The organism is Stenotrophomonas sp. STK16_22 (assembly GCF_051984505.1).
Taxonomy (GTDB): Bacteria; Pseudomonadota; Gammaproteobacteria; order Xanthomonadales; family Xanthomonadaceae; genus Stenotrophomonas; species Stenotrophomonas maltophilia_A.
Genome location: NZ_CP196972.1, coordinates 883,744 through 910,285, shown reverse-complemented (window position 1 = coordinate 910,285; position 26,542 = coordinate 883,744). Strand labels below are relative to the sequence as shown.

Below are 26,542 nucleotides of genomic sequence, written 5' to 3'. Positions count from 1 at the left end.
CAGGCCGAGCTTAGCGCAAGTGCTGCGGGTAGTGCCGGCCGCTGGCCGGCAACCTCGGGATTGATGGGGGGTGCCGGCCAGCGGCCGGCACTACCGGGTCAGCGTCCCAGCGCGCGGCGGATCTCCTCCAGCGCGCTGGGGTCGTCCAGCGTCGACAGGTCACCCGGGTCGCGCTGCTCGGCCAACGCCTGCAGCGAGCGCCGCAGCAGCTTGCCAGAGCGGGTCTTGGGCAAGGCATTGACCACGTGCACATGCGCAGGGCGTGCGACCGCGCCGAGCGAGGTGGTCACCGTAGCCATCATCTCGGCCACCACCGGCGCCGGATCCTCGCCATCCAGCCCCTGCTTGAGGGTGACGAACACCAGCGGCACCTGCCCCTTCAGTTCGTCCTTGACCCCGATCACCGCCGCCTCGGCCACGCGCGGATGGCTGGAGATAGCCTCCTCGATCTCGCGCGTGCCCAGACGATGGCCGGCCACGTTGATCACATCGTCGGTACGGCCGAGGATGAAGGTGTAGCCATCGTCGTCACGGATCGCCCAGTCCAGCGAGCTGTACAGCAGCTCCTTGAAGTGGCTGAAGTAGCTCTGCAGGAAACGGCTGTCGTCGTTCCACACCGTGCTCATGCAGCCCGGCGGCAGCGGCGGCGACACCACCAGCACGCCCTTCTGCCCCGGTGCCACTTCCTCGCCGGTGTTCTCGTCGATCACCTTCATCCGGTAGCCGAGATTGGGGAACCCGGGCGAGCCGAAACGCACCGGCTTCATCTCCAGGCCCGGCAGCAGGGTCAGTGCCGGCCAGCCGGTTTCGGTCTGCCAGTAATTGTCGATGATCGGCTTGCCGAGCGCTTCGCTGATCCAGTGCGCGGTCGGTTCGTCCAGCGGCTCGCCGGCCAGGAACAGGTACTTCAGCGCGCCCAGGTCGTGGCGATGGATGAAATCCGCGTCGTGCTTCTTCAGCACGCGGATGGCGGTGGGCGACGAGAACATCGTGCGCACGTTGTACTGCTCGCACAGCGCCCACCAGATGCCCGGATCCGGGTTGGTCGGCAGCCCTTCGTAGAGCAGCGAGGTGCAGCCGCCGATCAGCGGGCCGTACACGTTGTAGGAATGGCCGACCGCCCAGCCGACGTCGGAGGTGGAGAACATCACCTGTCCCGGCCTGCAGTCGAACACCGTTTCCATCGACTGCGCCATCGCCACCGCATAGCCCCCCACATCGCGCTGCACGCCCTTCGGCTTGCCGGTGGTGCCGGAGGTATACAGCAGATAGCTCGGCTCGCTCGCTTCCAGCCACTGCACCGGCACGTCGACTTCACCGATCTGCGCACGCAGCTCGGCGTAGTCCACATCGCGGCCCGGCACGCGTGGTTCGGCGGCATCCAGCCCACGCGACACGATCAGCACGTGCGGCGGTGGCGACGTGGCTTCGGCGCAGGCTGCATCGACCATCGGCTTGTACGGAATCAGCTTGCCACCGCGCATGCCGGCATCTGCCGCGATCAGCAGCTTGGGCTTGGCGTCGTCGATGCGCAGCGCCAGGTTGTGCGCGGCGAAGCCACCGAACACCACCGAGTGCACCGCACCGATGCGCGCGCAGGCCAGCATCGCGAACACGGCTTCGGCCATGTTCGGCATGTAGATCACCACGCGGTCACCGTGACCGACGCCGAGGTGCTTGAGTGCGGCGGCGAAGTCGTTCACTTCGCGATACAGCTGGCGATAGGTGATTTCGCGGGTGCTGTTGGTTTCGGTGGAGATGGCGACCAGCGCGAGCTGGTCGGCGCGCTCGGCCAGGTGGCGGTCGACGGCGTTGTAGCAGAGATTGGTTTCACCACCGACGAACCAGCGCCGGAACGGCGGGTTGCTGTAGTCGAGCACCTGCTGCGGCGGTTTGTGCCAATGGATGCGCTTGGCTTCCTCGCCCCAGAAGGCCTCCGGCTCGTCGATCGAGCGACGGTAGGTTTCCTCGTAGTTCATGACGCAGCCCTCCCAGACAAAGTCATGGGTTCGAGGATAGTCCGGCGCTGGCGCGCGGGCCGCCCTACCTTGGTAGGGGGTGGGGTTTTGTTCTGCAGGGCTTGCAGCCCTGCACCTGCAGAGGCCGAAGCAACAGCAGAAGCTGGTTTCCTGGGGGATGGCGGGGTGGGTCCGGTTGCGGGAGACGCCGTAAACCCGTCCTTGAAGTGACCCCCGAGACTTGGACGGGGTCAGGCGGCCGATTGGGCCTGCTCCCGGTACTTTATCGGGCTCAGACCTTTCAGTTTCAGTTTGATGCGTTCTTCGTTGTAGTACTGGATGTATTCCACCAGCCCAGCTTCCAGACTCTCGATGCTGTCAAAGCTGTTCAGGTAGAAGAATTCCGACTTCAGCGTCCCAAAGAAGCTCTCCATCGCCGCATTGTCCAGGCAGTTGCCGCGCCGGGACATGCTTTGCTTCAACGAGTGCTTTTCCAGCATATGCCGGTAGTTTTCATGCTGGTACTGCCAGCCCTGGTCGGAGTGGATCATGGGGCGCTCATCCGGGGAAAGCTTCTTGATGGCCTCCTCCAGCATTTGGCCCACCAGATCAAATACGGGCCGACGCTTGATCTGATAAGCCACGATTTCGCCGTTGTAGAGGTCCATGATCGGCGACAGGTACAGCTTCATGCCCTGCACCTTGAACTCGGTCACGTCAGTCACCCATTTCTGGTTGGGGCGCTCGGCATGGAACTGGCGATTGAGGTCATTGCCAACCACAACATTGGCCGCCCCCTTGAAGGCCTGGTAGCGCTTCACACGCACCCGCGATTTCAGTCCCATCTCCCCCATCAGGCGCTGAACCCGCTTGTGATTGGTCCGATGACCCTGATTGGCTAATTCCAGCGTCACCGTGCGATAGCCATAGCGCCCTTGGCTTTGATCGTAGATTGCACGGATGCGCTCGCACAGGGCTGCCTCATCCTGATCCGGATGGGCCAGGACATGGTTCTGGTAATAGAACGTACTGCGTGACAGCTCAGCTGCTTCGAGCAGAAGCGACAGCGTATGAACCTGCCTCAATCCTTGGACGGCTTGCGCTTTGCGTCCTGCGCCGCCTGCTCTTCCCGGATCAAGGCATCGAGTTTTTTTAGGTAGTCGGTCTCCGCACGCAGATAGGCGACTTCCTTGAGCAGCTCATCGCGGCTCATATCCTCAGGTGGCTTGGACGAACGGGTCTTTTTCATCGGCTTTCGGGGCGGCGGCGGAGGGGGTGCCAACGCTTGGGCACCGCCTTGAGCATACAGGCGCCGCCATCGTCCCACCGCGCCGGCATCGCCAATTTGAAAGTAGGTGGTGGCCTCCCGCCCGGACAGGCCGTCCTGGCTCATCTTCTCCAGGACAGCCAGCTTGAACGGGAGGTCATAGGACCGGGCCTGGCGATGAAATCCCCGCCAACCATGCAGCCGATAGGTCGCCACCCAGCGCCTGACCGTGGAGAACTCCAGGCCGTGGCGACGGGCAATGGCTTTGACCGATGTGGAGGTCTTGCAGGCCTCTTTGGCGACCTGCAGTTTGAAACGCGCGTCGTATTTGTTCATGTATCCCTCGGGGTTGGATCTGGTGTCCAACTCCCGGGGGTCACTTCACCTTGGGGGCTTGGCCGCGGCATCCATGCCGCGGACACTCCCGCAACCGGACCCACCCCGCCTTCGACAGTTTCCTGCGATCTGTCGGAAAGGCGTATTGCTCTGGTAGATGTCGACCTTGGTCGACTGCTCTGGTGGGTGTCGACCTTGGTCGACACGGTAGATCCACGCCATGCGTGGATGATTCATTCGATATCTGAAAGGAAAATCGTGTCGACCAAGGTCGACACCTACCAACAGCCGCGCGGAACAAAGCCGCAGTTACCAACAGCCGCGGGAACCTGTCGAAGGTGGGACGGTGTCGGAGTGCGGGGTGTCAGCCGCATGGATGCGGCTGCCAAGCCTACAGGGACGTACTTGCGGCGTCCCCGCACTCCGACACCGTCCCGCCAACCCACGGATAGCCCGCTTCTGACGTTGACGTTGATTCTGCAGGTGCAGGGCTGCAAGCCCTGCCGAACCCCTAGAACGGAGTCGCGGACTCGAACGCGAGCGGCTCGCCCGTCACTGGATGGGTGAACCGCAGGCTGCGCGCATGCAGATGCACACGCTGCGCCGGCGCGGCGTCATACAGCACATCGCCAACGATGGGATGGCCGAGACTGGCCATGTGCAGGCGCAGCTGATGGCTGCGGCCAGTGATCGGTTCCAACGCCACGCGGGTGCGCTGCGCTTCAACATCACGTGCCATTACGTGCCAACGTGTCAGCGCCGGTTTGCCGCGTTCGTGATCGACCATCTGCTTCGGCCGGTTCGGCCAGTCCACGATCAACGGCAGGTCTACTTCGCCGGCATCGCCTTCAAGCAGCCCCTCCACGATCGCTTCGTAACGCTTGCCAACCTGGCGCTGCTCGAACTGCATCGACAACGCCACCTGCATGTCCTTGCCGCGCGCATGCAGCAGCAGGCCGGAGGTCACCTGGTCCAGGCGATGCACGGTCAATGCATCCGGGTACAGCGCCTGCAGGCGCGCGACCACGCAGTCCTGGTTCTCGGCGCTGCGGCCAGGCACGGACAGCAGGCCTGCCGGCTTCTCGGCCACCAGCAGCGCGTCGTCGATGTAATGCAGGTGGATCATCAGTTCCTGTATTCCTCAAACAGCAACGGGGAAGCCTGAGCTTCCCCGTTGCTGCGTACCGACCAACGGTCGGTACCTACCTTCTGGATCACGTACCGGCCAACGGCCGGCACCTACCTCGATGGAAGACGTACCGGCCGGAGCCGGTACCGCCTGCATCAGCCCAGCAGGTGGGCGACGCCGGCGCGCTCTTCTTCCAGCTCGGCCAGGGTCTTGTCGATGTACTTCTGGCTGAAGTCGTCGATCGGCAGATCCTTGACCAGGGTGTACTTGCCGTTCTCGGTGGTCACCGCGAAACCGAAGATCACGCCTTCCGGAATGCCATAGGAACCGTCGGACGGCACGCCCATGGTGACCCACTTGCCGTTGCTGCCCAGCACCCAGTCACGCACGTGGTCGATGGCTGCGTTGGCGGCCGAAGCAGCCGAGGACGAGCCACGGGCTTCGATGATCGCCGCGCCGCGCTTGCCGACGGTCGGGATGAAGGTGTTGGCGTTCCACTCCTGGTCGTTGATCGCATCGGCGATCGACGCACCATCGGCGGTGGCGAAACGGTAGTCCGGGTACATGGTCGGGCTGTGGTTGCCCCACACGACCAGCTTCTCCATGCCACCGACCGGCTTGCCGAGCTTGGTCGACAGCTGGCTCAGCGCGCGGTTGTGGTCCAGGCGCAGCATGGCGGTGAAGTTCTCCGGCTTCAGGTCCGGGGCCGACTTCATCGCGATGTAGGCGTTGGTGTTGGCCGGGTTACCGACCACCAGCACCTTCACGTCACGGCTGGCGACCTTGTTCAGCGCCGCGCCCTGGGCGGTGAAGATCTTGGCGTTTTCCAGCAGCAGGTCCTTGCGCTCCATGCCCGGGCCACGCGGACGCGCGCCAACCAGCAGGGCGATGTCGGCGTCCTTGAACGCGACTTCGGCATCATCGGTGCCGACCATGCCGGCCAGCAGCGGGAAGGCGCAGTCTTCCAGCTCCATCATCACGCCCTTCAGGGCGGCCTGGGCCTTGTCGACCGGCAGTTCCAGCAGCTGCAGGATGACCGGCTGGTCCTTGCCCAGCATTTCGCCGGAGGCGATGCGGAACAGCAGGGCATAACCGATCTGGCCGGCGGCGCCGGTCACGGCAACACGAACGGGTGCTTTCATGGGGGTTTCCTCTTGCTTGCAAGCGTTTGATGGGACGCCGCGGGCGTGGCCACGCAGGCCTGGCGGGCGGCGGGGAACAGGGAAACGGCCACCCGAGGGTGGCCGTTTCGAAGGGGGATCAGGCGGCGAGGTGCTTGTTCCACTCCGCGACGCGCTCGGCCTGGGCGGCCAGCACGGCGTCGACGTCGCCTTCCAGGGTGATCGAATGGATCACGTCGCCCTGCTTGACCGAATCGACGATGGCCTGGCCTTCCAGGACCTTGCCGAAGACGGTGTGGCGGCCGTCCAGCCAGTCGGTCTTGATGTGGGTGATGAAGAACTGGCTGCCGTTGGTGTTCGGGCCGGCGTTGGCCATCGACAGCGAGCCGACCTCGTGCTTCACGCCATTCTTCTCGTCTTCGAACTTGTAGCCCGGGCCGCCGGTGCCACGACCCTGCGGGCAGCCGCCCTGGATCATGAAGTCGGCGATCACGCGGTGGAAGATCAGGCCGTCATAGAAACCGTGCTTGACCAGGTTCACGAAGTTGGCCACGGTCAGCGGCGCCTTGTCGGCGAACAGCTCGACCTTGATCGGGCCCTGGGTGGTGTCGAAAGTGGCGATGAGGGACATGAAGATCCTTGATGCAGATGGGGAACGCGTCTAGCCACCTAGTTTACACCTGCCTCGTGGCGGCGGCGGCTTCGACCATGGGCGCAGATCCGGGCTTCAGCCACGGGACGGGGTGCCCCGCGGTGTAGGCCAGGCGGCCTCGACCGGCGCCACGGCCCCCCAGCTGAATGGGCCCCATGACGGGTGTGAAATCCACCTTTTCGCGAATCGTCAAGTTCGACGTATAATGTTGGACTTCTTTTTCCAAATCCGGCGCCGACTGGCCCCCTTTCGTATGTCCATCGAAAATCTTCGCAACATCGCCATCGTCGCCCACGTCGACCATGGCAAGACCACCCTGGTCGACCAGCTGCTGAAGCAGTCCGGCACCCTGTCCGAGCGCACCGTCCTCGCCGAGCGCGTGATGGACAGCAACGACCAGGAAAAGGAACGCGGCATCACCATCCTGGCCAAGAACACCGCCATCACCTGGGAAGACAAGAAGACCGGCATCAAGAACCGGATCAACATCGTCGACACCCCCGGCCACGCCGACTTCGGTGGTGAGGTCGAGCGCGTGCTGTCGATGGTCGACACCGTGCTGATCCTGGTCGATGCGATGGACGGCCCGATGCCGCAGACCCGCTTCGTGACCCAGAAGGCCTTCGCGATGGGCTTCAAGCCGATCGTCGTGGTCAACAAGGTCGACCGTCCGGGCGCCCGTCCGGAATGGGTGATCGACCAGGTCTTCGACCTGTTCGACAAGCTCGGCGCCACCAACGAGCAGCTGGACTTCCCGATCGTCTACGCCTCGGGCCTGAACGGCTACGCCGGCCTGGAAGACACCGTGCGCGATGGCGACATGACCCCGCTGTACGAAGCGATCATGCAGCACGCGCCGCGTCCGGAAGTGGACCCGGAAGGCCCGTTCCAGATGCGCATCAGCCAGCTGGACTACAACAACTTCGTGGGCGTGATCGGCATCGGCCGCATCCAGCGCGGCACCCTGAAGAAGAACATGCAGGTCGCGGTCATCGACCGTGAAGGCAAGAAGCGCAACGGCAAGGTGCTGCAGGTGCTGGGCTTCATGGGCCTGGAGCGCATCGAGCAGGATTCGGCCGAGGCCGGCGACATCGTGGCCATCTCCGGCATCCAGGAGCTGACCATCTCCGACACCATCTGCGCACCGGACTTCCCGGAAGCGCTGCCGGCGCTGACCGTCGACGAGCCGACCATCTCGATGACCTTCCAGGTCAACAACTCGCCGTTCGCCGGCAACAAGGACCTGTCCGGTGGCAAGTTCCTGACCAGCCGCCAGATCAAGGACCGCCTGGACCGTGAAAAGGTCCACAACGTGGCCCTGAAGGTCGAGCAGCTGGAAGACGCCGACAAGTTCCTGGTCTCCGGCCGTGGCGAACTGCACCTGTCGGTGCTGATCGAGAACATGCGCCGCGAAGGCTACGAGCTGGCCGTGTCGCGCCCGGAAGTGATCATCAAGGAAATCGACGGCCAGCTGATGGAGCCGATCGAGCAGCTGGTGGTGGACATCGAAGAAATCCACCAGGGCGGCGTGATGGAAAAGCTGGGCACCCGCAAGGGCCAGCTGAAGAACATGGAATCGGACGGCAAGGGCCGTGTGCGCCTGGAATACTCGATCCCGGCCCGTGGCCTGATCGGTTTCCAGAACGAGTTCAAGACCCTGACCCAGGGTTCGGGCCTGCTGTTCCACGTGTTCGACCACTACGGCCCGAAGGAACAGGGCGCGATCGCCAAGCGCATCAACGGCGTGATGATCGCCAATGCGCCGGGCACCACGCCGGCCTACTCGCTGGGCCCGCTGCAGGAGCGCGGCAAGCTCTTCGCTGCTGAAGGCGACAACGTGTATGAAGGTCAGCTGGTCGGCATCCACTCCAAGGACAACGACCTGACCGTCAACGCGATCAAGACCAAGCCGCTGACCAACATGCGCGCTTCGGGCAAGGACGATGCGATCCAGCTGACCCCGGCGATCAAGTACTCGCTGGAACAGGCCCTGGACTTCATCGAAGACGACGAGCTGGTCGAGATCACCCCGAAGGAGATCCGTCTGCGCAAGAAGTTCCTGACCGAAAGCGACCGCAAGAAGGCTTCGCGCGGCGGCTGAGCCAGCACCCCGTGAACCTGAGCGGCTACAACCCGGATCCACACCGGCATCCGGGTCTCCATGTCATCGCCCTGCTCGAAGCGAGCAAGGCGATGCTGGCGCTGTTGGCCGCCACCGGGCTGGAAGTGCTCGGACCGCAGCCGCTACGGCACGGCATCATGGCCCTGATCCGGCGTTTCAGCCTGGATCCGGACCATGGCACCCTGCCCTCGCTGCTGCACATGATCAGCCCCGACGCGGTCCACCTGGCCGCGGCGGGGATGATCGGCTACGGCCTGCTGCACCTGGTCGAAGCCTGGGGCCTGTGGCGGGCCAAGGCCTGGGCCTCCTGGCTGGGCTGCCTGACCGCCGCCCTGTACCTGCCTTTCGACATCTTCGCGATCATCCGCCACCCCGGCTGGCCGTCGTGGACGATCCTGGCGATCAACCTGATCGTGGTCTACGTGCTCGCCCGCGACCTGCGCAAGCGCCACCGCTGAGCACCGGCTACACTGGGGATTGGAGCCGACCAAGCCGCCCCATGCGCCCGTCCTTGCCGCCTCTGCTGACCTGCCTGCTCGCCGCGCTGCCGGCGCTGCTTTCGGCTGGCTGCAGCCCGGCCACGCCCAGCGCGCATGCGGCCGAACCTGCGAGCCGCAACGTGCCGTTCCCGTACGCCGAAACCGATGTCGCCGACCTGCAGGCGCGGATGACCGCCGGGGAACTGGACAGCACCACCCTGACCCAGGCCTACCTGCAGCGCATCGCCGCGCTGGACCGCACCGGGCCGCGCCTGCGCGCGGTGATCGAGCTCAACCCCGATGCCCTGAAGGAAGCCGCCGCGCGCGACCGCGAACGCCGTGACGGCCGCCTGCGCGGCCCGCTGCATGGCATTCCCCTGCTGTTGAAGGACAACATCAACGCCGCGCCGATGGCCACCAGTGCGGGTTCGCTGGCCCTGCAGGGCTTCCGTCCGGACGATGCCTACCTGGTGCGCCGGCTGCGCGACGCCGGTGCGGTGGTGCTGGGCAAGACCAACCTCAGCGAATGGGCCAACTTCCGCGGCAATGATTCGATCTCCGGCTGGAGCGCGCGTGGCGGCCAGACCCGCAACCCCTATCGCATCAGCCATTCGCCGTGTGGTTCCAGCAGCGGCAGCGCGGTGGCCGTGGCCGCCAACCTGGCCAGCGTGGCGATCGGCACCGAAACCGACGGCAGCATCGTCTGCCCGGCGGCGATCAACGGCGTGGTCGGCCTGAAGCCGACGGTCGGCCTGGTCAGCCGCGAGGGCATCATCCCGATTTCCTTCAGCCAGGACACTGCCGGGCCGATGGCACGCAGCGTCGCCGACGCTGCCGCCGTGCTGACCGCGATCGCCGGCCGCGACGATGCCGATCCGGCCACCGCGACCATGCCCGGCCGCGCGGTCTACGACTACACCGCGCGACTGGACCCGCAGGGCCTGCGCGGCAAGCGCATCGGCCTGCTGCAGACGCCCCTGCTGAAGTACCGTGGCATGCCGCCACTGATCGAACAGGCGGCAACCGAGCTGCGCCGCGCCGGCGCCGTGGTGGTGCCGGTGGAGCTGCCCAACCAGGGCGCCTGGGCCGAGGCCGAGCGCACGCTGCTGCTGTACGAATTCAAGGCCGGGCTGGAGCGCTATTTCAGCACCCACCGCGCACCATTGCGCAGCCTGGCCGAACTGATCGCCTTCAACCAGGCGCACAGCAAGCAGGAACTGGGCCTGTTCGGCCAGGAGCTGCTGGTGGAGGCCGATGCCACCGCCGGCCTGGCCGACCCCGCCTATATCCGCGCCCGCAGCGATGCGCGCCGGCTGGCCGGCCCGGAAGGCATCGATGCTGCCCTCGCCGCCCACCAGCTCGATGCGCTGGTGGCGCCGACCACCGGCGTGGCATGGCCGATCCGCAGCGAAGGCGACGACTTCCCCGGTGAAAGCTACAGCGCCGCCGCCGTGGCCGGCTATCCCAGCCTCACCGTGCCGATGGGGCAGATCGATGGTCTGCCGGTCGGTCTGCTGTTCATGGGCACCGCCTGGAGCGAGCCGAAGCTGATCGAGATGGCCTACGCCTATGAGCAGCGCACGCGCGCGCGGCGACCACCGCACTTCGATACCGACGCACTGATCGACGCTGGCGAGCCGTGATCCGGTAGTGCCGGCCGCTGGCCGGCAGATCCCAGGTCGCCGGCCAGCGACCGGCGCTACCGCTCGGGTTCCGGCTCCACCGGCACGATCGCCGCCTCACCATCTTCAGCACCCGGCGAACGCACATCCGCGGTGCGTGCACGTGGACCGCGCGGCATATCCAGCTCATCTTCGTGTTGCAGCCGCGCACGCACCTGCGGCAGCGACTGCGGATGCTCGCTCGCGAGGAAATCGAGCATGCGCTCGCGCACCAGGCAACGCAGATCGAAGGCATCGCCCGAGCTTCGCGCGCTGACCAGCAGGCGCACCTGGATCGCACGCTCGCTGGTCTCGGTCACCTGGGTCACGCAGACCCGGCCATCCCACAGCGCTTCGCCACGGCAGATGCGTTCCAGCTCAGCGCGGATCGCGGCAATCGGCGCACGGTAGTCCAACCACAGGAACGCGGTACCGAGCAGGTCGGCGCTACGCCGCGTCCAGTTCTGGAACGGGTTTTCGATGAACCAGGTCAGCGGCACCACCATCCGTCGCTCATCCCAGATACGGACCACGACGTAGCTGCTGCCGATCTCCTCGATACGGCCCCACTCGCCCTCGACGATCACCACGTCATCCAGCCGGATCGGCTGCGTCACCGCAATCTGCAGGCCAGCGATCAGGTTGCCGAACACCGGCTTGGCCGCGATACCCGCCACCAGGCCGATCAGGCCTGCCGATGCCAGCAGCGCGGTGCCGATCTTCTGCACCATCGGGAAGGTCAACAGCACCAGCGATGCGCCGAGCACGATGATGCCGCCCATCAGCACGCGGCTGAGCACCCGCGTCTGGGTCTGGATGCGGCGCGCTTCCAGATTGTCGGCGACATCGATGGGATGACTGCGCAGGATCGCGCGCTCGCCCGCCGCCACCGCGCGTACCAGCAACCAGATGAAGCACGCGGTCAGCGCGATGTGCAGCACATGCTGCAGGTTGCCCAGCACCGGATCCTGCAGTGGCGTGGCCTGCAATGCGGGAATCAACAACAGCAGCGGCCATGCGGTGGCCAGTGGCAACCCGAGCACGCGACCGATGCGTGCGCGCCGGCGATCACGCCCTTTCAATCGATGGTAGATCCAGAGGATCAGCCACGCGCCGATACCGCCCACTACTGCTGCCAATCCCAACGGCCATGCGTAGGCCTGTGCGCTTTGCCAGTGCACCGTTGCCACCTCCACTCGAACAGCCAAGCGGACAGCCTCGCGCATGACGCATGAGTGTCACGTCAGTCGTTCGTAAGAAGGGTGTTGGTCGGCAGGGCTTGCAGCCCTGCACCTGCTGCGAGCCGAAGCAACAGCAACAGCCGAAGCACAAGCAACAGCAGAGGCTGGCATTCCGTGGGATGGCGGGGTGGGTCCGGTTGCGGGAGACGCCGTAAACCCGTCCATGAAGTGACCCCCGGGAGTTGGACGCTAGATCCAACCCCGAGGGATACATGAACAAATACGACGCGCGTTTCAAACTGCAGGTCGCCAAAGAGGCCTGCAAGACCTCCACATCGGTCAAAGCCATTGCCCGTCGCCACGGCCTGGAGTTCTCCATGGTCAGGCGCTGGGTGGCGACCTATCGGCTGCATGGTTGGCGGGGATTTCATCGCCAGGCCCGGTCCTATGACCTCCCGTTCAAGCTGGCTGTCCTGGAGAAGATGAGCCAGGACGGCCTGTCCGGGCGCGAGGCCACCACCTACTTTCAAATTGGCGATGCTGGCGCGGTGGGGCGATGGCGGCGCCTGTATGCTCAAGGCGGTGCCCAAGCGTTGGCACCCCCTCCGCCGCCGCCCCGAAAGCCGATGAAGAAGACCCGTTCGTCCAAGCCACCTGAAGATATGAGCCGCGATGAGCTACTCAAGGAAGTCGCCTATCTGCGTGCGGAGACCGACTACCTAAAAAAACTCGATGCCTTGATCCGGGAAGAGCAGGCGGCGCAGGACGCAAAGCGCAAGCCGTCCAAGGATTGAGGCAGGTTCATACGCTGTCGCTTCTGCTCGAAGCAGCTGAGCTGTCACGCAGTACGTTCTATTACCAGAACCATGTCCTGGCCCATCCGGATCAGGATGAGGCAGCCCTGTGCGAGCGCATCCGTGCAATCTACGATCAAAGCCAAGGGCGCTATGGCTATCGCACGGTGACGCTGGAATTAGCCAATCAGGGCCATCGGACCAATCACAAGCGGGTTCAGCGCCTGATGGGGGAGATGGGGCTGAAATCGCGGGTGCGTGTGAAGCGCTACCAGGCCTTCAAGGGGGCGGCCAATGTTGTGGTTGGCAATGACCTCAATCGCCAGTTCCATGCAGAGCGGCCCAACCAGAAGTGGGTGACTGACGTGACCGAGTTCAAGGTGCAGGGTATGAAGCTGTACCTGTCGCCGATCATGGACCTCTACAACGGCGAAATCGTGGCTTATCAGATCAAGCGTCGGCCCGTATTTGATCTGGTGGGTCAAATGCTGGAGGAGGCCATCAAGAAGCTTTCCCCGGATGAGCGCCCCATGATCCACTCCGACCAGGGCTGGCAGTACCAGCATGAAAACTACCGGCACATGCTGGAAAAGCACTCGTTGAAGCAAAGCATGTCCCGGCGCGGCAACTGCCTGGACAATGCGGCGATGGAGAGCTTCTTTGGAACGCTGAAGTCGGAGTTCTTCTACCTGAACAGCTTTGACAGCCTCGAGAGTCTGGAGGCTGGGCTGGTGGAATACATCCAGTACTACAACGAAGAACGCATCAAACTGAAACTGAAAGGTCTGAGCCCGGTAAAGTACCGGGAGCAGGCCCAATCGGCCGCCTGACCCCGTCCAAGTCTCGGGGGTCACTTCACCATGGGGGCTTGGCCGCGGCATCCATGCCGCGGACACTCCCGCAACCGGACCCACCCCGCCTTCGACAGATCTCTGCGATCTGCAGTAGATCCACGCCATGCGTGGATGAATCTCCATCGGAATCGAATATTTCGAATTGGAATCGAAATGCATCCACGCATGGCGTGGATCTACCGTGTCGACCAAGGTCGACACCTACCAACAGCCGCCGGAATCTGTCAGAGGCGGGGCGGTGTCGGAGTGCGGGGTGTCAGCCGCATGGATGCGGCTGCCAAGCCTACAAGGACGTACTTGCGGCGCCCCCGCACTCCGATACCACCCCGCCATCCCACGGAATGCATGCCGTTGTCGTTGCTTCGGCCGTTGCCGTTGCGTCAGCAGGTGCAGGGCTGCAAGCCCTGCCGAAGCCCCCTTACCGCACTTGCTCCTGCTTGCGCACGATCGCCATCGCGATCTCCAGCGACTGCTCGTAGTTCAACCGCGGGTCCACGGTCGAACGGTATGCACGCTCGAGGTCACGCTCGGTCAGTTCGCGCGCGCCACCGGTGCATTCGGTCACGTCTTCGCCGGTCAGCTCCAGGTGCACACCGCCCAGTCGCGTGCCTGCGGCCGCATGCAGATCGAATGACATCTCCACTTCGCCACGCACGTTGTCGAAGCGGCGCGTCTTGAAGCCATTGGCGGTGCTTTCGGTATTGCCATGCATCGCGTCGCACACCCACAGCACGCGACGGCCATCGCGCTTGACCGCGTCCAGCAGCGGCGGCAGCTTCTCGGCAATCTGCGCCGCACCCATGCGGTGGATGAAGCTCAGTCGACCGGGCTCGTCATGCGGGTTGAGCACATCGATCAGGCGCAGCAGCTGGTCCGGCGTCACCGACGGGCCCACCTTGATCGCAATCGGGTTGCGCACGCCACGCAGGTATTCCACGTGCGCGCCATCGAGCGCGGCCGTGCGCATGCCAATCCACGGGTAATGCGTGCTCAGGTTCAACCAGCCCTGCTGGCGCGGCACCTGCCGGGTCAGCGCCTGCTCGTAGGGCAGCAGCAGCGCTTCATGCGAGGTGTAGAAGTCGATGCGGTTGAGGTTGTGCACGCGGGCCCCGGCCAGGGTTTCCATGAAGTGCACCGCATCGCCGATCGACGCCACCATCTTCTGGTACTCGGCGGCCAGCGGCGAATGCCGCACCCACTCCAGGTTCCAGTACTCCGGATGATGCAGGTCGGCGAAGCCGCCATCGATCAGCGCACGCACGAAGTTCATGGTCATCGCCGAATGTGCGTGGGCCTGCAGCATCCGCTTCGGATCCGGCAGGCGCGCCGCCTCGGTGAACGCCGGCGCATTGATCACATCGCCGCGATAGCTGGGCAGGGTCACGCCGTCGCGGGTCTCGGTATCGGCCGAACGCGGCTTGGCGTACTGGCCGGCAAAGCGCCCAACACGGATCACCGGCTGGCGCAGGCCATGCACCAGCACCAGGCTCATCTGCAGCAGAACTTTCAACCGGTTGGAAATGGTGCCCGATTCGCAGTCGCTGAAGTTCTCCGCGCAGTCGCCGCCCTGCAGCAGGAAGCGCTTGCCTTCCTGCGCCTCGGCCAGCTGCTGCTTCAGCGCCAGGATTTCCCAGGAGGTGACCAGCGGCGGCAGCCGCTTCAGTTCGTGCAGAGCGGCGTCCAGCGCCACCGGGTCCGGGTAGGTCGGCATCTGCAGCGCGGTCTTGCCACGCCAGCTCTCCGGCGACCAGGCGGCGCCAGTGGCCGCTGCGGCGGGATCGGGCACGGGCGGAACGGCGGACAGGCTCATTGCAGACTTCCGGGATGGGGGGCGGTCATGGTCGCAGAGCCGGCCGCTGACGCAAAGGGCCGGTCCGGCCGACCTGCTCGCCTGAACGGCAGAGAAAGGCCGACGCCAGCGGCCAGATCCTGCATGGTCAGCCGCCCGGGACAGGCGCATGCTTTGTTATGGAGTAACACTTCCATGTCATGGACCGGCCCCTTCCACATCCAGCCGCCACCTCTCCCACCATGAAGCCCTCGCCCCTCGCTACCGGCATCACCTTCGCCCTGGCCCTGGCCAGCCTGCCCGCCCTCGCCTCGGCAGCCGACGACACCTCTTCGTCCGTCAAGGATCTGGATGCGGTCACCGTCCACGCCCAGCTCGACCAGGCCCGCAACACGCTGTCGCCGGACATCGGCAGCAGCCAGTACCAGATCACCGCCGAGGACATCCAGAAGCAGCCGCTGGGTGCCTCCGCACCACTCAGCCAGGTACTGCTGCAGGCCCCCGGCGTGGTCCAGGATTCCTATGGCGGCGTGCACGTGCGCGGCGACCACGCCAACCTGCAGTACCGCATCAACGGCGTATTGCTGCCCGAATCGATCTCCGGCTTCGGCCAGACCCTGGATGCGCGCACCATCAAGAGCATCCGTCTGATGGACGGCGCGTTGCCGGCGCAGTTCGGCGAGCGCACCGCGGCGGTGGTCGACATCACCACCCGCAATGGCGCCGAGCTGGGCAACGGTGGCAGCGCCGGACTGACCACCGGCTCGTTCGGCAAGGTGAACCCGAATGCCTCCTGGTGGGGCAACCAGGGACGCTGGAGCTGGTTCCTGACCGGCAACTACGACCAGAACGAAGTCGGCCTGGAGAATCCGACCAACTCGCGCAAGCCGCTGCACGACGATACCCACCAGGGCAAGGCCTTCGCCGACCTGACCTACCTGGTCAACGACAACACCCGCCTGAGTGTGTTCGCCGGTTTCGCCAACAACCGTTTCCAGATTCCGGTCAATCCAGGGCAGACGCCGCAGTTCGGTTACCTGGACACCACCACCTTCGATTCCAGCCAGCTGGATGAGACCCAGCGCGAGACCACCCGCTTCGGCATGCTGGTACTGCAGGGCACGCTGGGCAGCACCGCGTACCAGCTATCGGCCGGGCAGCGCTACAGCGATGCAGCGTTCAACCCGGACGTCGTCGGCGATCTGGTGTTCAGTGGCGTCGCCTCGAAGGTGCAGCGCAGCAACCGTGCCAACACCCTGCAGGCCGACTTCTCCACACCACTGGGCAACGACCACACGCTGCGCTACGGCTTGTACGGCAACTACGAGAACGCACGGGCCAGCAGCAACAGCTGGGTGTTCCCGGTTGATGACGGCGGCCAGCAGTCCAGCACCACGCCGCTGCTGATTCCTGACCACAGCGCCTTCCATGCCAGCACGCTGGCGTTGTACGTGCAGGATGAATGGAAGATCGGCGACGACTGGACCGTCAACTACGGTCTGCGCGGTGACCGCTACAAGGCCTTCGGCCGCACCGAGGGCCAGCTCAGCCCGCGCGTGGGCGTGGTCTGGAATGCCAGCGATAGCACCACCGTGCACGCCGGCTACTCGCGTTACTTCACGCCACCGGCCAGTGAGCTGATCGCCAGCAGCGATATCGCCCTGTATGACGGCACCACCAACCAGCAACCCAGTGGCGGCAACAACACGCCACTGGCCGAGCGCAGCGACTACTACGACATCGGCGTCTCGCAGCAGCTGGGTGAACACCTGACCCTGGGCCTGGACGCTTACGACCGCCGCGTCGCCCGCCTGCAGGACGAAGGCCAGTTCGGCGCCGCCTACATCTACTCGACCTTCAACTACCGCCGCGGACACATCCGTGGTCTGGAGTTCAGTGCCGACTACAGCAACGGTCCGTTCAGTGCCTACTTCAATGCCGCGCTGAACAAAGCCATCGGTACGGATGTCATCACCAGCCAGTACAACCTCGATCCCGAGGCGCTGGCCTATGTGGCCAACCACTGGATCCACCCCGACCACGACCAGAAGCTGACATCATCGGGTGGTCTCAGCTACGCCTTCGCCGGACACAACCGGATCGGTGCAAACTACGTGTTCGGCAGCGGCCTGCGTTCGGACATCGAAGGCGTACCCAACGGCGGCGAGCTGCCGTCGTACCTGCAGGTGAACCTCAGCGCCGGGCACGATTTCAATGCCGACAGCGGCCATCCATTGCACGTGCAGCTGGCGGTGATCAACGCTTTGGACCGCAGCTACCAGCTGCGCGATGGCGGTGGCGTCGGCGTGTTCGCTCCGCAATGGGGACCGCGCCGCGGCGCCTACCTGAGCCTGCAGCAGGATTTCTGAGAACGGACCGTGGTAGTGCCGGCCGCTGGCCGGCATCTACGGGAAAGCTGCCGTCGTTCACGAGGTTGCCGGCCAGCGGCCGGCACTACCTTGCCTCAGCGCTTGACCTTGCGCAGCGGCACCACCAGCGCCCACAGCGCCAGCAGCACGAACCACACGCCCGACCACATCGGCATGGTCAGACCCAGGAAGGTCCAGTCGATGTTGCCGCAGTTGCCAGTGCCGGTCAGCACCGTGCGGAACACTTCCAGCGGCCCCATGGTCTCGCTCAGGAAGGCCAGCGGCGGGCCACAGGTGGACCCCATTTCCGGCGGCAGCATCTGCACGTAGACGTGGCGCGCGGCGATGCCGACACCCACTGCGGCGGCAATGAACGCCAGCACGCCATAGGTCGCGCGTCCCGGGCGGTTGGACGGACCATGCAGTGCACCGATCAGGAACAGCAGGCCAAGCGCGGCGAACGCCAGGCGCTGGAAGATGCACAGCGGACACGGCTCCAGGCCCATCTTCAGCTGCAGGAAGATCGCGTAGCCAAGCAGGCCCGCGCAGATCAGGAAGCCCAGGAAGAACTGGGCGCGGAAGGGCCAGCGCAGTGGATTCATCGTCAACGCTCGAATGGATCAGGCGCCAAGCGTAACCGAGAGTGCGCGCCATTCGAACCGCCACAGGTGACGCCTGTCGGAACGGTGTGGGTCAGAGCCCTGTCCTGCGGAAAGGGATCCGCCCCCGGAAACGCAAAAGCCCGGCAGAGGCCGGGCTTTCGCTGTGTCGCATTTGGAGCGGTCCGATTACTCGGCCACTTCCTCGGCCACGACCGGACGGTCAACCAGCTCGACGTAGGCCATCGGCGCGTTGTCGCCAGCGCGGAAGCCGCACTTCAGCAGACGCAGGTAGCCGCCCGGACGGTTCGCGTAGCGCGGGCCCAGGATGGTGAACAGGTTGCCCACGGCTTCGTTGTCGCGCAGGCGGGCGAAGGCCAGACGGCGGTTGGCGACGGAGTCGACCTTGGCCAGGGTGATCAGCGGCTCGGCAACGCGGCGCAGTTCCTTGGCCTTCGGCAGGGTGGTCTTGATCAGCTCGTGCTTGAACAGCGAGGCGGCCATGTTCTTGAACATCGCTTCGCGGTGGGCGCTGGTACGGCTGAACTTACGGCCAGACTTCTGGTGACGCATGGTGATATTCCTTGGTTAATGATGAGACTGTGCGGATCGTTGTCGCCATCCTGGCGTTGCTGCGCGGACTGCGGTTGGTCCTGGCCACCCGTCCTGGGCGACCTGCCGCGCGAACCTGGGGTTCGTCATGGCATGGTGTGTTGCGTTGAAGGCCCCACCGCGAACGGTGGAGCCTTCAGGCATTACCGATATCAGCCCAGCATGCCGTGGCTGGCGACACCGGCCGGCGGCCAGTTCTCCAGCTTCATGCCGAGCGACAGGCCGCGCTGAGCCAGCACTTCCTTGATCTCGGTGAGCGACTTCTTGCCCAGGTTCGGGGTCTTCAGCAGCTCCACTTCGGTCTTCTGGATCAGATCGCCGATGTAGTAGATGCTTTCAGCCTTCAGGCAGTTGGCCGAACGCACGGTCAGCTCCAGATCGTCGATCGGGCGCAGCAGCACCGGATCCACGCCATTGTTGGCCGGCTTGGCTGCACCGCGGTCGCGGTGGGTGAAGTCACCGAACACCGACAGCTGGTCGCTGAGGATGTCGGCGGCGGTGCGCACGGCTTCCTCGGCGTCGATGGTGCCGTTGGTCTCGATATCGATGACCAGCTTGTCCAGGTCGGTACGCTGTTCGACGCGGGCCGCTTCCACGGCATAGGCGACGCGGCGGACCGGCGAGAACGAGGCATCCAGGACCAGACGGCCGATGGCACGGGTTTCTTCGTCCGGACGACGACGCGCGGCAGCCGGCTGGTAGCCGAAACCACGTTCGATCTTCAGACGCATGTTGATCGCCGTATCCTTGGTCAGGTGGCAGATCACGTGTTCGCCGTTCAGGATCTCCACATTGTGGTCGACCTTGATGTCGGCAGCGGTGACAACGCCCGGGCCCTGCTTGGACAGGGACAGGGTGGCGCTGTCGCCGGAGTGCATACGGATGGCCACGTCCTTGAGGTTCAGCAGGACTTCGAGCACGTCCTCCTGCAGACCTTCGACCGTGGTGTACTCATGCAACACGCCGTCGATTTCGACTTCCGTGATGGCGAAGCCCGGGATGGACGACAGCAGCACGCGACGCAGGGCATTACCCAGCGTATGCCCGTAACCCCGCTCCAAAGGTTCGATAACGACCTTTGCACGGGTGTCGGTAAGGCGTTCGATCTGCGGACCGCGAGGACGCAGAACCTGGTTGGCGGTAACCGTCATGTTGCGGGTTCTCCTAGTGAACCCCCGGCCGTCGCCGGGGGCTCTCCAATGTGAATTACTTCGAATACAGCTCGACGATCAGCGCTTCGTTGATGTCCGCAGGCAGATCCGAACGATCCGGAACAGCCTTGAAGATGCCGGTGAACTTGCCGGAATCCACTTCAACCCACGACGGGCTCAGGTCATGCTGGGCGGCGACGGTCAGGGCTTCCTGGACGCGCAGCTGCTTGGCAGCCTTTTCAGACAGAGCGATGGCGTCGCCAGCCTTGACCTGGTACGAAGCCAGGTTGACCGACTTGCCATTCACGGTGACGCCGCGGTGCGACACCAGCTGACGGGCAGCCGGACGGGTCACGGCGAAGCCCATGCGGTAGACGACGTTGTCCAGGCGGGTTTCCAGCAGCTGCAGCAGGTTCTCGCCGGTGTTGCCCTTCTTGGTCGAGGCCTTCTTGTAGTAGTTGCGGAACTGACGCTCCAGCAGGCCGTAGATACGCTTGACCTTCTGCTTTTCACGCAGCTGGGTGGCGTAGTCGGACAGCTTGCCCTTGCGGGCAGTGGCGCCGTGCTGGCCGGGCTTCTGCTCCAGCTTGCACTTCGAGTCCAGCGCACGCGCCGGGCTCTTCAGGGACAGGTCGGCGCCTTCGCGACGGGCGAGCTTACAGGTAGGACCGATATAACGAGCCATTTCTTATCGCTCCCTTTAGACGCGACGCTTCTTCGGCGGACGGCACCCGTTGTGCGGGATAGGCGTCACGTCGATGATGTTGGTGATCTTGTAGCCGACGTTGTTCAACGAACGCACGGCCGACTCACGGCCCGGACCCGGGCCCTTGATGCGGACTTCCAGCGACTTCACGCCGTAGTCCAGCGCAGCACGACCGGCCTTTTCAGCGGCCACCTGGGCAGCGAACGGGGTCGACTTGCGCGAACCGCGGAAGCCAGCGCCACCGGAGGTCGCCCACGACAGAGCGTTGCCCTGGCGGTCGGTGATGGTGACGATGGTGTTGTTGAACGAAGCGTGGACGTGGGCAACGCCGTCGGTGACGACGCGCTTGATCTTCTTCTTGGTCTTAGCAGCGGGCTTAGCCATTTCTCAGTCCCTTACTTCTTGATCGCCTTGCGCGGACCCTTGCGGGTGCGGGCGTTGGTACGGGTGCGCTGGCCACGCAGCGGGAGGCCACGACGGTGACGCAGGCCGCGGTAGCAGCCCAGGTCCATCAGGCGCTTGATCGCGATGCCGATCTCACGGCGCAGATCGCCTTCCACGATGTACTTGCCGACTTCGGCGCGCAGGCGCTCGATTTCCGGCTCCGACAGATCGCGGATCTTGGTGGTCGAAGCAACGCCTGCGACTTCGCAGACCTTCTTCGAACGGGTACGGCCGATGCCGTAAATGCTTTGCAACCCGACCCAGACATGCTTCTGGGCTGGCAGGTTGACGCCTGCAATACGCGCCATGACGCGGTTCTCCAGCTGAGTGATGGCCGACAGCGCGCCTCGGGCACGCCAATCCGGCAGGATGGATCAAAAAAGTGAACTAGCGATACTAACAAGGTTCCGGTTTACATGGAAGCCCGTGAAACCATTGGTTTCATGAACCCGGCCTGGGGAGTGTGCCCAGGCTCCGGCGCCGGATGGGGTTGGACCTGGGGTTTCCCCCGGGGCCGCCCGCGCTACTCCAGCGCGGGACCACCTCATCACACCCCCACCCGGAACCGCTGCGGGGACCGCCCTTCGTTTGTGTGGCCGGAGTCCGCGAAGCGGAGGGACCATCACGTCAGGAAGACGAAAGTATAACAGGCCAATCAGCCGCGGGCAAAACCGCCGCGGTTGCCGCCCTTCAGGTTGGCCTTCTTCAGCAGGCTCTCGTACTGGTGGGACATCAGGTGCGCCTGCACCTGGGCGATGAAGTCCATCACCACCACCACCACGATCAGCAGCGAAGTACCACCGAAGTAGAACGAGGCGTTCAGCTGCGTGCGCATCAGTTCCGGCAGCAGGCAGACGATCACCAGGTAGGCCGAGCCGGCTGCGGTCAGGCGGGTCAGCACGCCATCGATGTAATCGGCGGTGGCCTTGCCCGGACGGATGCCCGGAATCAGCGCGCCCGACTTCTTCAGGTTGTCGGCGGTTTCCTGCGAGTTGAACACCAGCGCGGTATAGAAGAACGCGAAACCGGTGATCAGCGCAGCGAACACGATCATGTGCAGCGGCTCGCCCGGGCCGAGAGCATTGGCCACCTTCTGCAGGACCTGGCCGAAGCTGCTCTGGTTGGCAGCCTGGCCGGACCACATGGCCAGGGTGGCCGGGAACGCCAGCAGGCTCGAGGCGAAGATCGCCGGGATGACGCCGGCCATGTTGAGCTTCAGCGGCAGGAACGAGGTCTGGTTCATGTACGCGTTACGACCGCCCTGGCGGCGCGCGTAGTTGACCGTGATCCGGCGCTGGCCACGCTCGACGAACACCACGAAGAAGGTGAAGGCGAGCACGACGATGGCGATCAGCAGCAGCTGGATGAACTGGATGTTGCCGTCGCGGTAGGCGTCGAAGGTGTGGATGATCGCACCCGGCAGGCCAGCGACGATACCGGCGAAGATGATCAGCGACACGCCGTTGCCGATGCCGCGTTCGGTGACCTGCTCACCGACCCACATCAGGAACATGGTGCCGGCGGTCAGCGCGACCACGGCGGTGAGCACGAAGCCCATGCCCGGCGCGTACACGACCGGAGCGCCCGACGGCGAGACCTGGCCCTGCAGGGCCAGTGCGATCGAGCCGCCCTGCACCACTGCCAGCAGCACGGCGCCGATGCGCGAATACTGGGTGATCTTGCGGCGGCCGGACTCACCTTCCTTCTGCATCGCCTTCAGGGCGGGGAAGATGTGCACGGCCAGCTGCATCACGATCGATGCCGAAATGTACGGCATCACGTTCAGCGCGAAGATGCTGAAACGGTGCAGGGCGCCGCCCGAGAACATGTTGAACATGTCCACGATGCCGCCGCCCTGCTGTTGCATCATGGCAAGCATGGCATCGGGATTGACGCCTGGCACCGGCACGTAGCAGCCGATGCGATAGACGATCAAAGCCCCGACGACGAACAGCAAACGTTGGCGAAGTTCAGTGAACTTGCCCATTCCGCCCGCGAGGTTACCGATGCCAGCTTGCGCCATGATTTTCTTACTCCGTTACGCTGCCGCCGGCAGCTTCGATCGCAGCCTTGGCACCCGCCGTGGCAGCGATACCCTTCAGGGTGAACGCCTTGGTCACTTCGCCCTTGACGACGACCTTGGCCTTCTTTGCAGTGCTCGGGACCAGCTTGGCAGCACGCAGGGCGGCGAAGTCGATCTCACCGGCCGGCAGCTTGTCCAGCGCGTACAGCAGCACTTCAGCGGTGTCCTTGGCGATCGGCGAACGGAAGCCGATCTTCGGCAGACGACGCTGCATGGGGGTCTGGCCGCCTTCGAAGCCAGCCTTGATCTTGCCGCCACCCTTGCGGGCGAACGAACCCTTGTGGCCGCGGCCGGCAGTCTTGCCCAGGCCCGAGCCGATACCGCGACCGACGCGGGTACGCTCGGTGCGGGCGCCCGGTGCCGGGCTCAGTTCATTGAGACGCAGAGTCATGGTCGATTACTCCTCAACCTGGACGAGGTACTGAACCTTGTTGATCAGGCCGCGCACCTGCGGGCTGTCCTTCAGTTCACGCACATCGTTGAGCTTGTTCAGGCCCAGGGCACGCACCGACAGGCGGTGACGCGACTGGGTGCCACGCAGGCCACGCACCAGGCGGACCTTGACAGTCTTGTTGGACTCATTAGCCATGGTTGAGTTCCTCCACCTTCTTGCCGCGCTTGGCCGCGATGCGGGCCGGCGACTGCGCAGCAGACAGGCCCTTCACGGTGGCACGCACCAGATTGATCGGGTTGCGCGAACCGGTGGCCTTGGCCAGCACGTTCTTCACGCCAACCGCTTCCAGCACGGCGCGCATGGCACCGCCGGCGATGACGCCGGTACCTTCCGAAGCCGGCTGCATGAACACGCGGGCTGCGCCGTGACCATCCTTGATGGTGTGCCACAGGGTGCCGTTGTTCAGGTCAACACTGACCAGGTTCTTGCGGGCCTGTTCCATCGACTTCTGGATGGCGACCGGCACTTCGCGGGCCTTGCCATAACCGAAACCGACCTTGCCTTCGCCGTCGCCGACAACGGTCAGGGCGGTGAAGGTGAACTGGCGGCCACCCTTGACGGTCTTGCTGACGCGGTTGACCGCGACCAGCTTTTCGATCATGCCGTCGTCGATCTTCTCTTCGCGGTTACGGTCGCGATCGCGACCCCGCTGCTGACGCTCTTCTGCCATGTTGATTCCTTGGTTGTTTGGGTATGTACGGCTCGAAGCCGCTTATGGTTGTGGCGTGACGCGGCGTTCCGGTGGGCCGCTGCAGAAGAGCGGCGCCGTCCAGCCTCACTCAGGCTGGCGAGCAGGCAGGCAGGAGGCCAATGGCCCCCTGCCCTTGTCCCTTAGAACTGCAGGCCGGCTTCGCGGGCGGCTTCTGCCAGGGCCTTGATGCGGCCGTGGTAGCGGTAGCCCGAACGATCGAAGGCAACCTTCTCGACGCCGGCGGCCTTGGCGCGCTCAGCGACGATACGGCCGACCTTGGCGGCGGCGTCGGCGTTCTTGCCGTTCTTCAGGCCTTCCATGACGTCGGTCTGGGTGGTGTTGGCAGCAGCCAGCACCTTGGAACCGTCGGCGGTGAAGACCTGGGCGTACAGGTGCTGGCCGGTGCGCAGCACCGACAGGCGGGCGACGCCGAGCTCACGGATGTGGGCGCGGGTCGACTTGGCGCGACGCAGGCGGGCGATGTTCTTGTTCATTTTGATTATTCCTTGAAAGCTGAAGGTTGGGCTTTTCCCTGAGGAGTCCGCACAAGGATGTGCGGGCTCTTGCGAGGGACTCGCACTTACGCCTTCTTGGCTTCCTTACGGATGATGACTTCGTCGGAGTACTTCACGCCCTTGCCCTTGTACGGCTCCGGCTTGCGGAACGCACGGATCTTGGCGGCAACTTCACCGACGACCTGCTTGTCAGCGCCCTGGACCAGGATCTCGGTCTGGGTCGGGGTCGACAGGGTGATGCCTTCCGGCGCCACGAACACGACCGGATGCGAGAAGCCCAGCGACAGGCTCAGGTCCTTGCCCTGCATGGCAGCGCGGTAACCCACGCCGACCAGCTCCAGCTTGCGCTCGAAGCCTTCGGACACGCCCTTGACCATGTTGGACAGGATCGCACGCACGGTACCGGTCAGTGCGACCAGGTCGGCGTTCTCGGTGCTCAGGGTGGCAACGCCGTTGTCGACGTTGATGGCAATACCGGCCGGCTTGGCCAGCGACAGGGTGCCCTTCGGGCCCTTGGCGGTGACGCTGTCCGACTGGACGTTCAGTTCAACCTTACCCAGGTCGATCGGCTTCTTGGCTACGCGGGACATAGTTCTACTCCTTTCGCCTTAGGCCACGAAGCACAGGACTTCGCCGCCGACGCCCAGCTGGCGCGCCTGCGCATCAGTCATGATGCCCTTGGAGGTGGAAATGATGGAGATACCCAGGCCGTTCATGACCTTCGGCAGTTCGCTCTTGCCGCGGTACTGGCGCAGGCCCGAACGCGAGAAGCGCTTCAGGGTCGCGATGACCGGCTTGCCTTCGAAATACTTCAGCACGATTTCCAGCTCGGACTTGTTGTTTTCCAGCTGGGTCACGCGCAGGTCGGTGATGTAACCCTCGTCCTTCAGGACCTGGGCAATCGCAACCTTGATCTTGGACGACGGGGCTTTCACCGTCTGCTTGCCAACCGCGGCCGCATTCTTGATGCGGACCAGCAGGTCGGCGATGGGATCAGTCATGCTCATATGAGTACCTTTGAGTGCACCGATATCCGCTTTCGCGAAAATCTGTTGTCTCCTGGAAACGGGCCAGGTCCCTTGTTGCAGCGGGCCGAAAGCCCACTCCTACAACCCCGTCTGCACAGGGCAAGACGCGGGAGTATACGCCAAAAGAGCCCGGCTTGCGCCGGGCTCTTCGGTTTTTTTTGCGTCGGGAAAGCTGAATGCCTCCCCTGCCCGGTTCAGGCACCCCCGAAGGGGCGCCTGATCGCAGGGCCGGCTGGGATTACCAGCTGGCCTTGCGCAGACCCGGGACGTCGCCACGCATGGTGGCTTCACGCAGCTTGTTACGGCCCAGGCCGAACTTGCTGTAGACGCCACGCGGACGACCCGACAGCTCGCAACGGTTGCGCTGGCGGCTCGGCGACGAATCGCGCGGCAGCTTGGCCAGCTTGGTTGCGGCGTCGATCTTCTCTTCGTAGGTCGCGTCCACGGAGGACACGATCTTCTTCAGAGCTGCACGCTTTTCAGCGTACTTCTTTGCCAGCTTTTCCCGCTTGATGTCGCGGTTGACCATGGAGGTCTTTGCCATTTC

The 26,542-nt window shown here is 64.4% G+C and carries 26 protein-coding genes; 5 read left to right on the top strand and 21 right to left on the bottom strand.

What is annotated here, in order from left to right; translation table 11 throughout:
* Positions 1-98 precede the first annotated feature (98 nt).
* The 5 genes from prpE to ACSYAO_RS04110 form a co-directional block, all read right to left on the bottom strand.
* Complete coding sequence (prpE, locus tag ACSYAO_RS04130) at positions 99-1,979, bottom strand: propionate--CoA ligase (protein WP_049461267.1); 1,881 nt, start codon at positions 1,977-1,979, stop codon at positions 99-101.
* 230 nt (positions 1,980-2,209) lie between these two features.
* Positions 2,210-3,561, bottom strand: a protein-coding gene (locus ACSYAO_RS04125) for an IS3-like element ISStma2 family transposase (protein ID WP_329916253.1) whose coding sequence is annotated in 2 segments (ribosomal slippage) — positions 2,210-3,114 and positions 3,114-3,561 — 1,353 coding nt in all. Because the reading frame shifts where the segments join, the coding sequence is not laid out codon by codon here.
* A 511-nt stretch (positions 3,562-4,072) separates the two neighbouring features.
* Entirely contained in the window at positions 4,073-4,687 is a 615-nt protein-coding gene (locus ACSYAO_RS04120) for an RluA family pseudouridine synthase (RefSeq protein ID WP_049463326.1), read from the bottom strand.
* Positions 4,688-4,845: 158 nt separating this feature from the next.
* A complete protein-coding gene (locus ACSYAO_RS04115; RefSeq protein ID WP_004153634.1) occupies positions 4,846-5,832 on the bottom strand; it encodes a malate dehydrogenase in 987 nt (328 codons plus the stop codon).
* Between the two features lie 118 nt (positions 5,833-5,950).
* Positions 5,951-6,442 carry a peptidylprolyl isomerase gene (locus ACSYAO_RS04110; RefSeq protein ID WP_004153629.1) on the bottom strand — a complete coding sequence of 164 codons (492 nt, stop codon included), beginning with the start codon at positions 6,440-6,442 and terminating at the stop codon, positions 5,951-5,953.
* A 274-nt stretch (positions 6,443-6,716) separates the two neighbouring features.
* On the opposite strand from ACSYAO_RS04110, the gene typA reads away from it, so the two are divergent.
* From typA to ACSYAO_RS04095, 3 genes are read left to right on the top strand one after another with little or no spacing between them, the layout of a single operon-like run.
* A complete protein-coding gene (typA, locus tag ACSYAO_RS04105; RefSeq protein ID WP_049455386.1) occupies positions 6,717-8,564 on the top strand; it encodes a translational GTPase TypA in 1,848 nt (615 codons plus the stop codon).
* A gap of 11 nt (positions 8,565-8,575) precedes the next feature.
* Positions 8,576-9,043, top strand: coding sequence for a DUF2127 domain-containing protein (locus ACSYAO_RS04100; RefSeq protein ID WP_049422416.1), 468 nt, complete (start codon positions 8,576-8,578; stop codon positions 9,041-9,043).
* Positions 9,044-9,084: 41 nt separating this feature from the next.
* Positions 9,085-10,707 carry an amidase gene (locus tag ACSYAO_RS04095; RefSeq protein WP_049401441.1) on the top strand — a complete coding sequence of 541 codons (1,623 nt, stop codon included), beginning with the start codon at positions 9,085-9,087 and terminating at the stop codon, positions 10,705-10,707.
* A 56-nt stretch (positions 10,708-10,763) separates the two neighbouring features.
* On the opposite strand, the gene ACSYAO_RS04090 is transcribed toward ACSYAO_RS04095, so the two are convergent.
* Positions 10,764-11,951, bottom strand: a complete 1,188-nt coding sequence (locus tag ACSYAO_RS04090; protein ID WP_219631326.1) for a mechanosensitive ion channel family protein — start codon at positions 11,949-11,951, stop codon at positions 10,764-10,766.
* Between the two features lie 227 nt (positions 11,952-12,178).
* Between ACSYAO_RS04090 and ACSYAO_RS04085 the strand changes: the two genes are divergently transcribed.
* Positions 12,179-13,530 (top strand): IS3-like element ISStma2 family transposase gene (locus ACSYAO_RS04085; protein WP_440566552.1). Its coding sequence is split into 2 segments (ribosomal slippage): positions 12,179-12,626 and positions 12,626-13,530, totalling 1,353 coding nucleotides; the frame shifts between segments, so codons are not numbered across the junction.
* A gap of 442 nt (positions 13,531-13,972) precedes the next feature.
* On the opposite strand, the gene ACSYAO_RS04080 is transcribed toward ACSYAO_RS04085, so the two are convergent.
* Positions 13,973-15,364: a class II 3-deoxy-7-phosphoheptulonate synthase gene (locus ACSYAO_RS04080; protein WP_049421673.1), complete on the bottom strand. Its 1,392-nt coding sequence runs from the start codon at positions 15,362-15,364 to the stop codon at positions 13,973-13,975.
* A 221-nt stretch (positions 15,365-15,585) separates the two neighbouring features.
* Between ACSYAO_RS04080 and ACSYAO_RS04075 the strand changes: the two genes are divergently transcribed.
* A complete protein-coding gene (locus ACSYAO_RS04075) occupies positions 15,586-17,712 on the top strand; it encodes a TonB-dependent receptor (protein WP_049463316.1) in 2,127 nt (708 codons plus the stop codon).
* 95 nt (positions 17,713-17,807) lie between these two features.
* Here ACSYAO_RS04075 and ACSYAO_RS04070 read toward each other — a convergent pair whose 3' ends face one another.
* The 14 genes from ACSYAO_RS04070 to rpsN all read right to left on the bottom strand — a co-directional run bounded on the left by ACSYAO_RS04070 (position 17,808) and on the right by rpsN (position 26,539).
* Positions 17,808-18,314: a disulfide bond formation protein B gene (locus ACSYAO_RS04070; protein ID WP_049463317.1), complete on the bottom strand. Its 507-nt coding sequence runs from the start codon at positions 18,312-18,314 to the stop codon at positions 17,808-17,810.
* Positions 18,315-18,500: 186 nt separating this feature from the next.
* Positions 18,501-18,884: a 50S ribosomal protein L17 gene (gene rplQ, locus ACSYAO_RS04065; RefSeq protein WP_005408217.1), complete on the bottom strand. Its 384-nt coding sequence runs from the start codon at positions 18,882-18,884 to the stop codon at positions 18,501-18,503.
* A 191-nt stretch (positions 18,885-19,075) separates the two neighbouring features.
* Positions 19,076-20,074, bottom strand: coding sequence for a DNA-directed RNA polymerase subunit alpha (locus tag ACSYAO_RS04060; protein ID WP_010483975.1), 999 nt, complete (start codon positions 20,072-20,074; stop codon positions 19,076-19,078).
* A gap of 55 nt (positions 20,075-20,129) precedes the next feature.
* On the bottom strand, positions 20,130-20,759 hold the full coding sequence (rpsD, locus tag ACSYAO_RS04055; RefSeq protein ID WP_004145446.1) for a 30S ribosomal protein S4: 630 nt from the start codon (positions 20,757-20,759) through the stop codon (positions 20,130-20,132).
* 15 nt (positions 20,760-20,774) lie between these two features.
* Positions 20,775-21,164, bottom strand: a complete 390-nt coding sequence (rpsK, locus tag ACSYAO_RS04050) for a 30S ribosomal protein S11 (protein ID WP_004145443.1) — start codon at positions 21,162-21,164, stop codon at positions 20,775-20,777.
* Between the two features lie 11 nt (positions 21,165-21,175).
* A complete protein-coding gene (rpsM, locus tag ACSYAO_RS04045; RefSeq protein ID WP_004154500.1) occupies positions 21,176-21,532 on the bottom strand; it encodes a 30S ribosomal protein S13 in 357 nt (118 codons plus the stop codon).
* A gap of 347 nt (positions 21,533-21,879) precedes the next feature.
* Entirely contained in the window at positions 21,880-23,247 is a 1,368-nt protein-coding gene (secY, locus tag ACSYAO_RS04040) for a preprotein translocase subunit SecY (protein WP_005408215.1), read from the bottom strand.
* A gap of 7 nt (positions 23,248-23,254) precedes the next feature.
* The gene (rplO, locus tag ACSYAO_RS04035) at positions 23,255-23,698 is read right to left on the bottom strand and encodes a 50S ribosomal protein L15 (RefSeq protein WP_004154498.1); all 444 of its coding nucleotides are present in this window, start codon (positions 23,696-23,698) and stop codon (positions 23,255-23,257) included.
* A 6-nt stretch (positions 23,699-23,704) separates the two neighbouring features.
* Positions 23,705-23,896, bottom strand: coding sequence for a 50S ribosomal protein L30 (gene rpmD, locus ACSYAO_RS04030; RefSeq protein WP_005408214.1), 192 nt, complete (start codon positions 23,894-23,896; stop codon positions 23,705-23,707).
* Positions 23,889-24,431: a 30S ribosomal protein S5 gene (gene rpsE, locus ACSYAO_RS04025; protein WP_005408213.1), complete on the bottom strand. Its 543-nt coding sequence runs from the start codon at positions 24,429-24,431 to the stop codon at positions 23,889-23,891. The genes rpmD and rpsE overlap by 8 nt, the downstream gene beginning before the upstream one ends.
* Positions 24,432-24,592: 161 nt before the next feature.
* Positions 24,593-24,952 (bottom strand): 50S ribosomal protein L18, encoded by a 360-nt coding sequence (gene rplR, locus ACSYAO_RS04020; protein ID WP_024957318.1) that lies wholly within the window; start codon positions 24,950-24,952, stop codon positions 24,593-24,595.
* A gap of 80 nt (positions 24,953-25,032) precedes the next feature.
* Complete coding sequence (gene rplF / locus ACSYAO_RS04015) at positions 25,033-25,557, bottom strand: 50S ribosomal protein L6 (RefSeq protein WP_005408211.1); 525 nt, start codon at positions 25,555-25,557, stop codon at positions 25,033-25,035.
* 18 nt (positions 25,558-25,575) lie between these two features.
* Positions 25,576-25,974 carry a 30S ribosomal protein S8 gene (gene rpsH / locus ACSYAO_RS04010; RefSeq protein WP_005408210.1) on the bottom strand — a complete coding sequence of 133 codons (399 nt, stop codon included), beginning with the start codon at positions 25,972-25,974 and terminating at the stop codon, positions 25,576-25,578.
* Positions 25,975-26,233: 259 nt separating this feature from the next.
* Positions 26,234-26,539, bottom strand: a complete 306-nt coding sequence (rpsN, locus tag ACSYAO_RS04005) for a 30S ribosomal protein S14 (protein ID WP_005408209.1) — start codon at positions 26,537-26,539, stop codon at positions 26,234-26,236.
* Between the last annotated feature and the right edge of the window lie 3 nt (positions 26,540-26,542).

Coding starts and splice junctions, on each gene's coding strand:
- rplF (WP_005408211.1), bottom strand. CDS start 25,557: ATGTCCCGCGTAGCCAAGAAGCCGATCGACCTGGGTAAGGTTGAACTG.
- ACSYAO_RS04115 (WP_004153634.1), bottom strand. CDS start 5,832: ATGAAAGCACCCGTTCGTGTTGCCGTGACCGGCGCCGCCGGCCAGATC.
- ACSYAO_RS04060 (WP_010483975.1), bottom strand. CDS start 20,074: ATGACGGTTACCGCCAACCAGGTTCTGCGTCCTCGCGGTCCGCAGATC.
- rpsE (WP_005408213.1), bottom strand. CDS start 24,431: ATGGCAGAAGAGCGTCAGCAGCGGGGTCGCGATCGCGACCGTAACCGC.
- rplO (WP_004154498.1), bottom strand. CDS start 23,698: ATGACTCTGCGTCTCAATGAACTGAGCCCGGCACCGGGCGCCCGCACC.
- ACSYAO_RS04070 (WP_049463317.1), bottom strand. CDS start 18,314: ATGAATCCACTGCGCTGGCCCTTCCGCGCCCAGTTCTTCCTGGGCTTC.
- rpsM (WP_004154500.1), bottom strand. CDS start 21,532: ATGGCGCGTATTGCAGGCGTCAACCTGCCAGCCCAGAAGCATGTCTGG.
- ACSYAO_RS04110 (WP_004153629.1), bottom strand. CDS start 6,442: ATGTCCCTCATCGCCACTTTCGACACCACCCAGGGCCCGATCAAGGTC.
- prpE (WP_049461267.1), bottom strand. CDS start 1,979: ATGAACTACGAGGAAACCTACCGTCGCTCGATCGACGAGCCGGAGGCC.
- rpsN (WP_005408209.1), bottom strand. CDS start 26,539: ATGGCAAAGACCTCCATGGTCAACCGCGACATCAAGCGGGAAAAGCTG.
- rpmD (WP_005408214.1), bottom strand. CDS start 23,896: ATGGCTAATGAGTCCAACAAGACTGTCAAGGTCCGCCTGGTGCGTGGC.
- rpsH (WP_005408210.1), bottom strand. CDS start 25,974: ATGAGCATGACTGATCCCATCGCCGACCTGCTGGTCCGCATCAAGAAT.
- rpsK (WP_004145443.1), bottom strand. CDS start 21,164: ATGGCTAAGCCCGCTGCTAAGACCAAGAAGAAGATCAAGCGCGTCGTC.
- typA (WP_049455386.1), top strand. CDS start 6,717: ATGTCCATCGAAAATCTTCGCAACATCGCCATCGTCGCCCACGTCGAC.
- ACSYAO_RS04090 (WP_219631326.1), bottom strand. CDS start 11,951: ATGCGCGAGGCTGTCCGCTTGGCTGTTCGAGTGGAGGTGGCAACGGTG.
- secY (WP_005408215.1), bottom strand. CDS start 23,247: ATGGCGCAAGCTGGCATCGGTAACCTCGCGGGCGGAATGGGCAAGTTC.
- ACSYAO_RS04095 (WP_049401441.1), top strand. CDS start 9,085: ATGCGCCCGTCCTTGCCGCCTCTGCTGACCTGCCTGCTCGCCGCGCTG.
- ACSYAO_RS04120 (WP_049463326.1), bottom strand. CDS start 4,687: ATGATCCACCTGCATTACATCGACGACGCGCTGCTGGTGGCCGAGAAG.
- rplQ (WP_005408217.1), bottom strand. CDS start 18,884: ATGCGTCACCAGAAGTCTGGCCGTAAGTTCAGCCGTACCAGCGCCCAC.
- ACSYAO_RS04075 (WP_049463316.1), top strand. CDS start 15,586: ATGAAGCCCTCGCCCCTCGCTACCGGCATCACCTTCGCCCTGGCCCTG.
- rpsD (WP_004145446.1), bottom strand. CDS start 20,759: ATGGCTCGTTATATCGGTCCTACCTGTAAGCTCGCCCGTCGCGAAGGC.
- ACSYAO_RS04080 (WP_049421673.1), bottom strand. CDS start 15,364: ATGAGCCTGTCCGCCGTTCCGCCCGTGCCCGATCCCGCCGCAGCGGCC.